Origin of the sequence: Cryobacterium sp. Hz7, assembly GCF_004402815.1 — a bacterium.
GTDB classification, from domain to species: Bacteria; Actinomycetota; Actinomycetes; order Actinomycetales; family Microbacteriaceae; genus Cryobacterium; species Cryobacterium sandaracinum.
This window is the reverse complement of record NZ_SOFB01000033.1, coordinates 1-10,816: the sequence shown is the minus strand read 5'-3', so window position 1 is coordinate 10,816 and position 10,816 is coordinate 1. Positions and strand designations below refer to the sequence as shown.

Annotated in this window: 15 protein-coding genes; 7 read left to right on the top strand and 8 right to left on the bottom strand. The window is 61.3% G+C overall.

Annotated features, from left to right (window positions below; translation table 11 throughout):
* Nucleotides 1–42 precede the first annotated feature (42 nt).
* From E3N86_RS07500 to E3N86_RS07490, 3 genes are all read left to right on the top strand, one after another.
* A complete protein-coding gene (locus E3N86_RS07500) occupies nucleotides 43–519 on the top strand; it encodes a hypothetical protein (RefSeq protein WP_134511682.1) in 477 nt (158 codons plus the stop codon).
* Between the two features lie 358 nt (nucleotides 520–877).
* Nucleotides 878–1,573 carry an SOS response-associated peptidase gene (locus E3N86_RS07495; protein ID WP_134511681.1) on the top strand — a complete coding sequence of 232 codons (696 nt, stop codon included), beginning with the start codon at nucleotides 878–880 and terminating at the stop codon, nucleotides 1,571–1,573.
* A 231-nt stretch (nucleotides 1,574–1,804) separates the two neighbouring features.
* A complete protein-coding gene (locus E3N86_RS07490; protein ID WP_134511680.1) occupies nucleotides 1,805–2,053 on the top strand; it encodes a hypothetical protein in 249 nt (82 codons plus the stop codon).
* Between the two features lie 246 nt (nucleotides 2,054–2,299).
* Here E3N86_RS07490 and E3N86_RS07485 read toward each other — a convergent pair whose 3' ends face one another.
* Both E3N86_RS07485 and E3N86_RS07480 read right to left on the bottom strand, forming a co-directional pair.
* Nucleotides 2,300–2,902 carry a class I SAM-dependent methyltransferase gene (locus tag E3N86_RS07485; protein ID WP_134511679.1) on the bottom strand — a complete coding sequence of 201 codons (603 nt, stop codon included), beginning with the start codon at nucleotides 2,900–2,902 and terminating at the stop codon, nucleotides 2,300–2,302.
* An 85-nt stretch (nucleotides 2,903–2,987) separates the two neighbouring features.
* Nucleotides 2,988–3,506, bottom strand: coding sequence for a GNAT family N-acetyltransferase (locus tag E3N86_RS07480; protein ID WP_241985978.1), 519 nt, complete (start codon nucleotides 3,504–3,506; stop codon nucleotides 2,988–2,990).
* 181 nt (nucleotides 3,507–3,687) lie between these two features.
* Between E3N86_RS07480 and E3N86_RS07475 the strand changes: the two genes are divergently transcribed.
* Nucleotides 3,688–3,918, top strand: coding sequence for a hypothetical protein (locus E3N86_RS07475; RefSeq protein ID WP_134511677.1), 231 nt, complete (start codon nucleotides 3,688–3,690; stop codon nucleotides 3,916–3,918).
* 298 nt (nucleotides 3,919–4,216) lie between these two features.
* On the opposite strand, the gene E3N86_RS07470 is transcribed toward E3N86_RS07475, so the two are convergent.
* Nucleotides 4,217–4,531, bottom strand: coding sequence for a DUF1801 domain-containing protein (locus tag E3N86_RS07470; protein ID WP_255453047.1), 315 nt, complete (start codon nucleotides 4,529–4,531; stop codon nucleotides 4,217–4,219).
* Between the two features lie 139 nt (nucleotides 4,532–4,670).
* Here E3N86_RS07470 and E3N86_RS07465 point away from each other — a divergent pair, with 139 nt between their 5' ends.
* The 3 genes from E3N86_RS07465 to E3N86_RS07455 all read left to right on the top strand — a co-directional run bounded on the left by E3N86_RS07465 (nucleotide 4,671) and on the right by E3N86_RS07455 (nucleotide 6,353).
* Nucleotides 4,671–5,507, top strand: a complete 837-nt coding sequence (locus tag E3N86_RS07465; protein ID WP_134511675.1) for a sigma factor — start codon at nucleotides 4,671–4,673, stop codon at nucleotides 5,505–5,507.
* Between the two features lie 113 nt (nucleotides 5,508–5,620).
* A complete protein-coding gene (locus E3N86_RS07460) occupies nucleotides 5,621–5,857 on the top strand; it encodes a hypothetical protein (protein WP_134511674.1) in 237 nt (78 codons plus the stop codon).
* Between the two features lie 46 nt (nucleotides 5,858–5,903).
* Nucleotides 5,904–6,353 (top strand): ASCH domain-containing protein, encoded by a 450-nt coding sequence (locus tag E3N86_RS07455; RefSeq protein WP_134511673.1) that lies wholly within the window; start codon nucleotides 5,904–5,906, stop codon nucleotides 6,351–6,353.
* 10 nt (nucleotides 6,354–6,363) lie between these two features.
* Here the strand turns inward: E3N86_RS07455 and E3N86_RS07450 are convergent, their stop codons facing one another.
* The 5 genes from E3N86_RS07450 to E3N86_RS07435 all read right to left on the bottom strand — a co-directional run bounded on the left by E3N86_RS07450 (nucleotide 6,364) and on the right by E3N86_RS07435 (nucleotide 10,587).
* Nucleotides 6,364–6,921: a GNAT family N-acetyltransferase gene (locus E3N86_RS07450; RefSeq protein ID WP_134511672.1), complete on the bottom strand. Its 558-nt coding sequence runs from the start codon at nucleotides 6,919–6,921 to the stop codon at nucleotides 6,364–6,366.
* Between the two features lie 48 nt (nucleotides 6,922–6,969).
* Nucleotides 6,970–7,665 (bottom strand): DUF6226 family protein, encoded by a 696-nt coding sequence (locus E3N86_RS17835; protein ID WP_370295369.1) that lies wholly within the window; start codon nucleotides 7,663–7,665, stop codon nucleotides 6,970–6,972.
* Between the two features lie 401 nt (nucleotides 7,666–8,066).
* Nucleotides 8,067–8,783 (bottom strand): hypothetical protein, encoded by a 717-nt coding sequence (locus E3N86_RS07445; protein WP_134511671.1) that lies wholly within the window; start codon nucleotides 8,781–8,783, stop codon nucleotides 8,067–8,069.
* Complete coding sequence (locus E3N86_RS07440; protein ID WP_134511670.1) at nucleotides 8,780–9,376, bottom strand: RNA polymerase sigma factor; 597 nt, start codon at nucleotides 9,374–9,376, stop codon at nucleotides 8,780–8,782. The genes E3N86_RS07445 and E3N86_RS07440 overlap by 4 nt, the downstream gene beginning before the upstream one ends.
* Nucleotides 9,377–9,708: 332 nt before the next feature.
* Nucleotides 9,709–10,587: an alpha/beta fold hydrolase gene (locus tag E3N86_RS07435; RefSeq protein ID WP_134511669.1), complete on the bottom strand. Its 879-nt coding sequence runs from the start codon at nucleotides 10,585–10,587 to the stop codon at nucleotides 9,709–9,711.
* Between the last annotated feature and the right edge of the window lie 229 nt (nucleotides 10,588–10,816).

Sequence of the window (10,816 nt, the reverse complement as noted above, 5' to 3'; positions counted from 1 at the left end):
CTTTGTGAGTTGCTTTAGTCGGTACTCACTGACCATCCCACGGTGGCTCTTCACGTTGACGAAGCAACGCTCAAGAGCGGGAAACCACACCACTCACGGGGACGTAACCTTGTCCGGACGAACAACGCTCCCGTTGGTGACTTGGCGGAGTATGCGGCGTCAATTGTGTATGGAGGCACGCTGGCACCGAATTCTGAGAAGGCCTACGACCTCATCGCGACCGACGGCCGACGTATCCAGGTTAAGGTTCGGAACATCCGTCCTGAGACCAGCCCGTCGGGTGTCTTCTCAGTGATCCGATCATTTGGATTTGATGCGTGCATCTTCGTGCTCATCGACACCGTCAATGACCGGGTTGAGGGCGCCTTTGAGTGGACGGCTGCTGAGGTTCAGGAATTCGGAGTCCACCGCGAGCACACCAATGGAATCGCGATCCGTGTCGGCCAGGCACAACGGCACGGCATTGATCTCACAGACCAGGTTGACGAAGCATGGCGGGAGATGCTGGCATCGGTGTGAGCCGCGTCATTGGCCTCAGCTGAGACGGAGAATGGTGTCCTCGGTGCGAAATTGGAAATTGCGCGTCATCTGCGACGCGGAACACGCCCCGTCCGGTTCCGCTTCCTCCTAGTGCGTTTCAAGACCAACCACAGGTGCACGCGTAGTGTGTCCGACATGGACGACGAGCTGGGTGTGCCGAACTGCGAACGCTGCCTGGTGCCCATGGTGATCGAGGGCACAGATGAAGGTCCCTACTGGTGCTGCCCCGAGTGCCGCATCGTTCGGCTTGCTTGACGTCTCTTACAGCGATGGTGCTCAGAAGATGAAGGGACGATCCCATTGCTGACGAGGTCGGGGGAGAGCTAGTTTTAACTGCATGTGCGGCAGATACGTGGTCCCCAATACGACAGACGAGCTGCTGAGCCTCTTCGACGCCACCGGCGCCAACACGGCTGACTGGAAGCCCTCGTACAGTGTTGCCCCCACGGACTCGGCACCTATCGTGCGCGAATGGATCCACGACGAAACAGTGCAGCGGGACGTTGACCTGGCATCGTGGGGCTTGAAGCCAGGTTGGGCGAAGCCGGGTGGCCCCGCCCCCATCAACGCGCGCCTGGAATCGGTGGCCAGTAACGGCATGTTCCGCAGCGCGTTTGCCAGCCAACGGTGCCTGGTGCCCATGTCCGGCTACTACGAGTGGCAGCAGATGGACGATGGCAAGCAGCCCTTCTTCATCCATGGCGCTAGCGATGTGCTGGCCGCGGCGGGCCTCTATGCGGCCCGCCAAGAGGATGACGTGTGGAAGATCTCGTTCACAATCATCACGCGCGCAGCGCGAGACGCGTCGGGTGAGATCCACGACCGCATGCCCGTGTTCTTGAAGCCGAACGTGTGGGACCGATGGCTGAGCCCGGCGAAGATCAGCGACACGGAGGAAGCGCTGTCGATGCTTGACCGTAGCTCTGTTGCTGTCGCCAAGACTGTTGCGGCGTATCCGGTTTCCCGGACCGTCAACAATGTCCGCACTCTGGACAGCGAGGACCAGGGGCTTATCGAACCGTTCAGCTCGTAGAGCCACAGCCGACTTAGAAACTCGGGAAATTCAGAGGTGCGACATCGTCACACTCGTCTCGACAAGCGGAACATCAACACGCAATCCGGTTCTGCTGTTCCTGCATGGAGGACCTGGAACGTCGGTGGGCGATGCTGGCCCTCTTTTCAGCCGGCGCTAACACTCTGAGGCGATTTGGCGGCATGATGGCGACAGGAGGTCGAGCGCGCCTTCCTCGATAGGGAGATACGCATGCCGACCGGCTCACAGCATGTCAAGTACACGACCCCCCAAGGCAACGAAGAGCAGGTGGTCACTGACTGCCGCTGCATGATCGGGGAAGATCACGAGGTCGGAGCGACCGCCGACGAATGGTCGAGTGGAACCAGCGAGTCGCTCAGTGTTTGGGATGCGGCAGACATCTGGGCCTCGAACGGGAAGGACACTGACTACACGTTCGGGTACTCCGAATACGATCTTGAAGCGGCGCTTAACGATTGAAGCGTTCGCTCCTCGGCGTGGAATGTGTTGGATCCCCGGGAGGGAGCCGCCTGTCAGAATCGAACTGACGATCTTCTGCGGGCATCACTGGTCCGCGAAATTCTGCGGCAAAGCCCACACCAGTATCGCGACGGCGAGACGTCTCACATCCCATGGGTTTGGAGGCACGTCTTTCAGCGATGCGATCTGATTCCAGCGCTCAACGCCGGCGTTCGTTTCCCGTAAGACGAACCCTCACCGGGCAAGCTAATTGCGGCGGCGGGCGATAATCGCCGCATGCGGCCGCTGGCCAGGATCGGCTCTTGTGTGCGTTTCGACTATGTCGAAGCCAGCAGCAGCCAGCTCATCATGCATCACCCAAACCGGCCAGTAGTACGCCGTGACGATTGCATGATCGAACGCTTCGATCTGTTCACCTTCGAAGAATCCGAGAAGCAGTGTTCCGTCAGGCCGGATGCAGCGGGCGAACTCGCTGAGGACCGCCGGCACATCATGGGGCGGGGTGTGGATGATCGAGTACCAAGAGAGCACCGCGGCGAGTGTGCCGTCGTCGGCTGGTAGAGCTTCGAGCGTTGCCACTCGAAATGGAACCTTAGGGAATCGGGCAGAGGCGCTATCGATGAACTCATTCACCATGTCAATACCTTCGACGGCCACACCGTGATCGTGCAGAAGCTTTGTCCAATGGCCGGGGCCGCATCCGGCGTCGATCGTTGGGCCGCCGATATCGCGAGCCCAGACAGAGATCAGTTTCTGATCTTCTGGCGGCATCGCAGTGAGCGTTCCGAGTGCTTCCGTGTACTCGCCAGCTCTTTCCCCGTATGCGCGTCGCACTGAATCAGTCAACATGCAACCAACCTATCTGTGGGGTCTGCCTGAGACCGATGGGCCCTCGATCTCGGTGCGAAACGAATCGTCTCTCCCCGGGAAACGGTTATCGGGGTAACTCATCAGTCAGGTCGAAGTTCATTTGAACACGCCGGCCGTATCCGAGTCCTCGCTGTTGCTCTGTCACTAGCAGATCTCGAAGAAAACCAGAATCGGGATCACGCTCGATGAAGCCACAGCTCAAGTAGAAGGGAGCGTTCCACGGAACGTCCGCGAACGTTCGCAGGGTGACCCGTTTGCATCCGCGCAGTCTTGATTCGCTCTTGACTGCTTCGACGAGCGCACGCCCATGCCCGCGGTGCGCCGCTGACGGCCTGACCGATAGCTGCTCGAGATGGCCGCTGCCACGGACTTCGAGGACGTGGGCAAACCCGATCGCATCCGATCCTGGCCTGTCGCTGGCTACGAGGATGAAGCCATTCTGCTGTGATGGCTTCGAATAAGAAGGAGCAGGCCGCCAGCCGTCTATCGAGAACACGGTCGCGAACAGCGCGTCAGCTTCATTCTCGATCGCTTCAAGAAGTTCCAGATCGTCGGCCCTCGCTTGTCGAACAAACGTCTTCAAAATGACTCCGAGAGTAGCTTGACGAAGGGTGCCGCAAACTCGACGTTTTGGGACGCACATCCGGCGCAGATTCGCCGAAGTTCCGAAGTCTCGGGGGAGTGACGTTTGGGAACCCTGAGCGCGAGGACAACGCGACTCGCGTTGGAGACGATAGAGTCGCGAAAACTGATTGGATCAACACATGCGCAGCAGAAGAGGCAGCACTATTGGTTTGATCGTCGGAGTTCTGATCGCGCTGGGTGCGGCCATCTTCCTTACGAACACGGGAATCCGCGTTGATGAGCTGGGTACTTCCCCGACGCTGGTTGAGCAATTCCTTGGCTGGGGCGGCTTGCTCATCGGAGCAGTCGTAGCCGTGGCATCCGTCGTCAAGATGCTCGTTTCGAACGAAGACACGCCCACAGCCTCATAGGCCTGCCTTTCCCCGCTAAGGCGGAGGTGCTTGCGAAAACGACGTGCGCGGTTCACTCTCTGGCGGCCGTACGCCCTGCACCTGAGAGAGAGCGCTGTCCAATTCGGCCTCAGGGGAACGTCTACCGGACAATCACAGCGAACCGCCCTGCATTTTGGGCGGCAGGGTTGAGTCGAGCAGTTACAACACGGCGCTGTGGCGCGAGTATCGACTCAGACTCGTGCGCTCAGCGTGCCATTGACTGCAGGGCTCGACAGCCTCGTTCGCCTGGGCCACTGAACCGGGCAGGTTTGCTTCTCTATGCTGCGTTGAGCGCTGCGCCTGCGCGGACGAGCGCTTGGAAGGCTGTGGCGTTGATCTTGTCACCCTCGTGGAGGTCGATGGCTCGCCTCACGGTCGCGTTCAGGCTCGCATTGAAGAGTGCGTCGGCATCGTGGATCGAGGCGCCTTTCGCGAAGGTGAGTTTGACCTTGTCCTTGTAGGTCTCGCCCGTGCAGATGATGCCATCGAGACTCCAGGTGGGTACGCCGAGCGGGTTGGTCTCCTTCTGCCACTTGGTCTCCTCGACCACGTTGGGCACGGCCTCTACGATCAAGTTTCGAATGTGGGCCAGTATGTCGCCACGCCAGTCGCCCAGGGCGGCATAGATCTCATCTATCGAATTCTTTGTAATCTGAGCTACCTCTCGGTCACACCGGGCACGGCCCGCACGTCACTCATAGTATGAGACCTCGACGGAAAGCGTGACACGGATGGACGAGACGGCGGCTTTTGAGCGAGAACGCCCCAGGTTGTTGCGTATTGCCGGGTGCATCCTACGGGACAACTCAGAGGCCGAAGACATAGTCCAGCAAGCCTGGCTGCGCCTTCACTCGACGGAGGCTATCATCGACAACCTGGCCGGCTGGCTGACCACGGTGACCACACGGCTTTGTCTGGACAGGCTGCGCGCCCCGAAACCGATTCTCGTAGACGACCAAGCGTTCCCTTCGCTAACTCAAGATCCAGCCGATGCGCTTGCCCTGGCCGACATGGTCGGGATTGCGCTCCAGGTGGTCTTGGACCGCCTCACGCCAAACGAGCGGGTAGCGTTCGTGCTCCACGACAGCTTCAGCATTGACTTCCCCACGATCGCCCTGATCCTCGGAAGCACTCCCGCTGCTGCACGCAAGCTCGCGTCGAGGGCGCGCAGCAAAGTCCGCCAACAGGGCGCCCCGCACCGTCGAGCTGACTGGGAAGTCGTGGACGCGTTCCTTGCCGCCGCACGGCAAGGTGATTTTGAGCAACTTCTTGCACTGCTGGCGCCGGGTGTGGTGGTCGCCGGTGACGAAGCGGCAATCTCAGCGGGCACCCCCGCCCACATAGAAGGACGGAACGCAGTCGCAACGATGTTCAACGGCGCTGCCAAAGCAGCGTGGCCGGTATTCATCGATGGCCGCCCCGGGGCGGCATGGTTTCACCGTGGCTCGCCACGGGTCGCGTTTGATTTCACGGTCATCGACGGGGTCGTCTCTCGGATCAATTTCCGCGCCGACCCGGCCATCTTGGAACACCTCACCCGACGTAGAGCAGGAGAGCTGCGGAACTGACAGGCAGCGTTCTCCAATCCAACCTCTCTGCGGTCACACTTGCTCATGCTCCACCGTCATACAGGTAGCGGACCTCAGACGGGGCTCCGCCTTCACAGTCAGGATTCGAGTCGATGAAAACAATGACCTGCCGCCAGTTGGGCGGCCCATGCGAACAACCATTGACCGGCGAAACCGCCGATGACGCCATCAAGGCCCAAGACCGCCATCTCAGAGACGCGGTCAAGGCCGGAGACAACATCCACGAGCAAGCGCACAAGGAAATGAAAGATCGTTGGAAGCACCCAAAACGATCAATGGACTGGTACTCCGCCACCAAGAAGGCGTTCGCCAAGATCCCGGAAGGCTAACGGCCTACGGCGCAGGGTCGCGAGCCTCGGCACGTAAAATCACCTCATGACTGGCCACGGCGAATTCCAGATTGCTGAGTTCGGTTTTCCGGGCCCACTTCGGGATCGGCTGATTGCCGCAATCCTGGCTGGCACGAAGACCTCCACAAGCTCGACCCTCGTGGAGTACTCGATTGAGGACGAACAGTTGCCGATCATCGGGAACAAGCAGACGGTCGTGGATTCCAACGATGCCGCGGTGGCGATCATCCAGACGGTTGCGGTCGAGATTGTCCGACTTGCTGACGTCGGCCTCGAGCATGCGCGCGACGAGGGCGAAGGATTCGACTCCGTAGCCGCCTGGCGCCGCGGTCACGAAGCCTTCTGGCACAGCACGGATATGCGTGACTTCCTCAACAATCGAGACTTCACAGTCGATGACGACACGCTCGTCGTGCTGGAGCGGTTCCAGTTGATTGAGGCGCTCGGCCAGGCAGACCGACAGCCCAACCTTTGACGGGCAGACCTCATTTCGTGATCAGTGAGTACACGTACATGTCACGGTGCACCCCGCCGACTGGCCGCCATGAACGCAGGAGGCCCTCGCGTTGAAAACCAGCGCGCTCTGCGGCACGCCACGAGCCCTCGTTCCAGGGCTCCACGTAAAGCTCGAGCCGGTGCAATTGCCTGAGAGTCCGAGCCCAGTCGACAACCGCGGCGATCGCGTCGGCGGCGTATCCGCGGTTTCGAGCTGAGGGTCGAATCCAGTAGCCGACGCTCGCGCGTCCGTGATTCTCATGCTCCAGCCAGAGCCCGATTTGTCCCACGGCAAGGTCGTTCTCGTCAGCGATCGCGAATGAATACCCTGTCCGAGTGTGCAACCGTTCGTGCTGCCGCTCGATGAAGGCGAGGGCGGCTTCCTCACTGTTGTCAGTCGGGACGCTGGTGATGGTCGGGATCAGGTCGTCCTGTGATGTTTCTTGAATCATCGGGACATCGTCCGAGCGAAACGAGCGCAGGGTGACGGTTCGCCCTGCCAGCAGAGGAAGGACGAGCTGGTTTGGGTGTCCCGGATCGGCAGTCATCTGCCAACTGTGCCATGGCGAATGGGCCCGGAGCCCAAAGGGGAACGCTCACCGGCACAGCAAGCTCGGGCGATCAGCCGGTTGCGTCGGCTTCGCCCTTCGGCAGCAATGGCCAAGCGGACCACTGTCCTGCCGCCGGTAGCCCGGTTCGCGCGAACCTGACCCGGTCCTCGGGCAGGTCCGCGGTGCGGCTGCGCCCGGATCGCATCCCGACCCCTGGCTCCTCGAGCCGACATTCAATCCAGTCGCCCCGCCCGGGACCGAATCGCTCAGNTCAGAATAACCGCCTGACACGACAGTGCGCACGGTCCATTCGAGCTCCTCCGCCAGACTCAGGACATCGTCGTCACAGGCATCACAGCCGCACGCGGGGAAGTGGAAGTCGTGGAGCAAACCCGCGTGAAGGTAGACGCCTGGGAACCGCGTGAGGACAAATGTCAGCGGGGCCGCTGTCGGGTCGCGAGGCACGACCCGCAATGCGCGAACAACGTCATTTGGCAGGAGGAGAAGATCGTCAGCCACGTTCGGGGTTTGGTCCATGGCGACGTCGAAGGTGGTCTGCAGCCATTCGATGAGAGCGTCGGCGACTTTGTGCGTCGGCGCGAATCGCTGCGGATTACTAACGCGGGAATACGAGTCTCCTGGTGGAGACGCTCCTCCCCATCGATTTCCATAATCAATCGGGTGGCCCTGCTCATTCCGGTAGATCTCCACCGGGAACGTGGGGCGTCGATACTCTGTCATGTTCACAAACTATCTGTCAGCGTTCTGTTCACCGAGTAATCCGTCGGCCCGCAAATCGGGCGTCTCTTGACGCACCGTTGTCGTGAACCGGGGACTGCCTTGGTGCTCGCGCCCAAGGCTCGCAGGGGAACCCTCTGCGGGACGCTCGTTACGGGAGCGAGTAGCGACACTGAGCATCGATTGCCTGCATGGAAGCGTTTCAATTGTCGGCGTGGTTTGCGGTACTTTCCGGCGGGAGGGTGCCTATTGTCGTGCCTCGGTTGGTCGATTGCTCAAGTCGCTGAGGTGGCTGAGGTCGAGTGGCTGGGTTGGCGGGAGGGTGATGTCGCTTGGACGTATTTGAGCGGGTAGCCGCTGAGCAAGAGTCCAGGGGACCGTGTCCGATAGGTCTCCAGTCATGGTCAGTTGTCGCCGATGGGGAATTGGCCCAGGATCGTGGTGCCATCTGAGTCGTAGACGTTGATGGAGCCGTCGACCGCGGTGGAAAGTTCCGATTCGAGGATGTAGCCCAGTTTTCCGTTGGTGGCTTGCGCGGCGCTGAGATCGGGGAGTCCGTTGTCATTTGGAACGCCGTAGGTCTGCCCGTTGTCGTTGACGCCCCACGCGGTGGTCGATGCGTTGGCGTACTGCGCCACTACGCTCCACCGCGTGCCGGGGTCTGCGGTGATGGTGATCGAGGTGGTGCCGGCGTCTGGCAGCTTGCCGTCGGTGATGCGGGTAGTGGCTTTCTTGATGGGGTTGCTACAGTCCCACGATGCGGTGTCGCCTCCGGATCCGCCATTGAGGGGGATCTCCATGGTTCCTCCCGTTGTGCAGGTTATTTCGAGGATCACGGCACCGGCTCCGGTGGGTACGTCGCCGAGGTCGACGCTCGCTGTTCCTGTGTAGGTTCCACTGACGACGCTGCCGAGCGGTGTCGTGGTTGTTTCACCGGGGAGGCCATAGATGATGAGCGCGCCACCGGTCAGGGCGCCGGCCAGGGCGACAGTTCCGATGGTCGCGGCGAGGCCGCGGGCGCGGCGCTGGTGCCGCTGCAGCTGGCTGTTCGTGGTCCCGAGGGCGGCGAGTTCGTTTTCCACCGCGTCGGCGAAAACCGGATCGAGGGTCGGTGTCGTCATGCGTGTTCTCCTTCGGGGATGGGCAGGATATTGCGACGGTGATCGTCGCTGAGATCTGCTTGCAGTCGTAGCCGAGCGCGGTGCAGACGCATCCGGGCGGCTCCCGGTTTCAGGCCCAGGGCAGCGGCAGCATCGCTGACGCTGAGCTCCTCCAGGACGGTAAGAACGAGCAGGGCGGCATCCGCGGCTGCGACGCGTCCCAGCGCCTCGGTCAGTCGCACTCCCAACAGTTCAGTCTCAACATTGGCTACTGCGATGGACTCCGCGTTGACCGTCTCCTCACGCGGTAGGGAGGAAATCACGCGCCGGTATCGGACGGCGGCGCGCCTGTGGTTGCGGGCGATATTGACGGTAGCTACCAGCAGCCACGGCATCACGGTCCCGTCGACCAGCCTGACCGATCGACGTTTACGCCACAGCTCGAAGAAAGCGGCCGCCGTGACATCTTGGGCGTCGTGGGCGTTGGAGACGAGAGATAATGCGCGCCGATAGACGCGCGCCTGGTGATACCTGAAAAGGGACGCGAACGCTGCACCGTCTCCGGCGCATGCCTGCACCCACGTCGCCGCTTCGTCGTCCAAATCGTTGCTCATATCTAGTTATGTCCGCCCGGCCATAAAGTGTCACACCCCCGTCGGCGGCGTCTCGTTCGACGTCGGCCTTATCGCGACTTTCATGTCCCCCATTTCAGACACTAGGGCCCAGCGGAGAGAAGACGAGCGGATACTCAAAAGCCATGGCGAAAATGGTCGGTCTTGACTGCTGCGAAATGAAAGTCCATCGTTGCGGTCAAAACCTGTACATTGGCCCGGCCGGCACGCCAACAGGATCCAAGGGGACGCTGTCCGTGCACCGGGAATGCTACAAATGGCACCACCGACTTGGAGGAGCACAGCGCCCCTACGGGGAACCCCTGTCCGGGCAATCAGGCACTCGTCGTCGCCGATTTGGACGGCTGCTCGAGGAACGCGTCGATCGCTCCCCGGAAGGCAGCCGGCTGTTCGACCCACGGGTAGTGCCCGCTCCCGTCGATGACCACGCATTCACCTGTGGGAAAGAGGCGTGCCAGCGCGGCCACCGGCGCTAATCCGGTGAGGCAGTCCTCGGCTCCGGCAATCACCAACACGGGTGCCATCACCTGCCCCAGCCGCACCGCGAGGTCGCGCGGTGGGGGAACACTGAAATACGCCTTCGTAGCGGGCAGGCTCCAACGCCCCATGGTCGCATGGGATCGCTCTGTTGCGCCCCAGGTTGAGTATCCGGCCGGCGCCGTTTCCTGTTGCCAGGCGTTGAACCCGTCATCGTCAACCGTCTGGGGCCCCGCCTCCAAAGCTGCGAAAGCGGCTTCGAAAATCGAATCCCCGCGCCGCTTCTCGCTGAGCGTGTGAGCATCGGATGGCTCATCGACGAGATAAGCCGCCGGAGGAGTGATCAGCACCAACCTGGCAACGCGGAGCGCGAACTGCGCCGCGTAGGCAAGGGCCAATCTCGTTCCCGCCGAGTGAGCCACCAGAACGACGCGATCGAGGCCGAGATGAACACGCAGGTGCTCGATGTCGTCGGCCTGAGTCCAGAACGACCCCCGCTCTTCCGTGTTAGGCGCGGCCGTGCGTCCGACACCTCGCAGGTGGGGCACGATCAGGCGGTGCCGATCGCTGAGCCCGGCCAGATCACCAAGGTAGCTGGGGTGGCGGGCCGCTCCTCCGGCAAGGAGAATAACCGGGCATTTGTCGCCGTCGCTGCCCTTGCGGCGCACGTCATCGTAGTGAAGTGCTGACCCGTCGGAGCTTTCGTAGCTTGGCATCACTCGACGGTACACGGCACACGAAAGGGAACACTCAGTGCGTCATTTTGGGTACCCGGTTACACGTTGCTTCGCCAACTCGTGACCGCAGCCCTGTTGGCTTCGTTGAGCTACTGGCCTCAACTCACCCTGACGGTAATGATGAGAAGAGTCTTGAGGCTGCGTGACTCTAACCCTGACTGACGTCCTTCAAGGATTGTCTTTTACGTGATCTGTCCGCGGTCTTGAG